The organism is Shewanella sp. K8 (genome assembly GCF_028823715.1).
Taxonomy (GTDB): domain Bacteria; phylum Pseudomonadota; class Gammaproteobacteria; order Enterobacterales; family Shewanellaceae; genus Shewanella; species Shewanella algae.
This window is the reverse complement of sequence record NZ_JAPEHY010000097.1, coordinates 1-578: the sequence shown is the minus strand read 5'-3', so window position 1 is coordinate 578 and position 578 is coordinate 1. Positions and strand designations below refer to the sequence as shown.

At 50.0% G+C, this 578-nt stretch carries 3 tRNA genes; all 3 read left to right on the top strand.

What is annotated here, in order from left to right:
• Positions 1-4 precede the first annotated feature (4 nt).
• The 3 genes from ON072_RS21070 (at position 5) to ON072_RS21060 (ending at position 575) form a co-directional block, all read left to right on the top strand.
• Positions 5-81, top strand: a tRNA-Met gene (locus tag ON072_RS21070).
• Positions 82-251: 170 nt separating this feature from the next.
• A tRNA-Met gene (locus ON072_RS21065) sits at positions 252-328 on the top strand.
• A 170-nt stretch (positions 329-498) separates the two neighbouring features.
• Positions 499-575 (top strand) — tRNA-Met (locus ON072_RS21060).
• The last annotated feature ends 3 nt before the right edge of the window (positions 576-578 follow it).

The window sequence follows — 578 nt, the reverse complement described above, 5'->3', positions numbered from 1 at the left end:
CGGACGCGGGATGGAGCAGCATGGTAGCTCGTCGGGCTCATAACCCGAAGGTCGTCGGTTCAAATCCGGCTCCCGCAACCAATTCCTTAATTATGAATTCAAACTGATTAGCACAAATCGGACGCGGGATGGAGCAGCATGGTAGCTCGTCGGGCTCAGTTCTTTATAAGAGCCTCGAAGGTCTTCGGTTCAAATCCAGCGCCACAATCAATTCCTTAATTATGAATTCAAACTGATTAGTACAAATCGGACGCGGGATGGAGCAGCATGGTAGCTCGTCGGGCTCATAACCCGAAGGTCGTCGGTTCAAATCCGGCTCCCGCAACCAATTCCTTAATTATGAATTCAAACTGATTAGCACAATTCGGACGCGGGATGGAGCAGCATGGTAGCTCGTCGGGCTCAGTTCTTTATAAGAGCCTCGAAGGTCTTCGGTTCAAATCCAGCGCCACAATCAATTCCTTAATTATGAATTCAAACTGATTAGTACAAATCGGACGCGGGATGGAGCAGCATGGTAGCTCGTCGGGCTCATAACCCGAAGGTCGTCGGTTCAAATCCGGCTCCCGCAACCAATT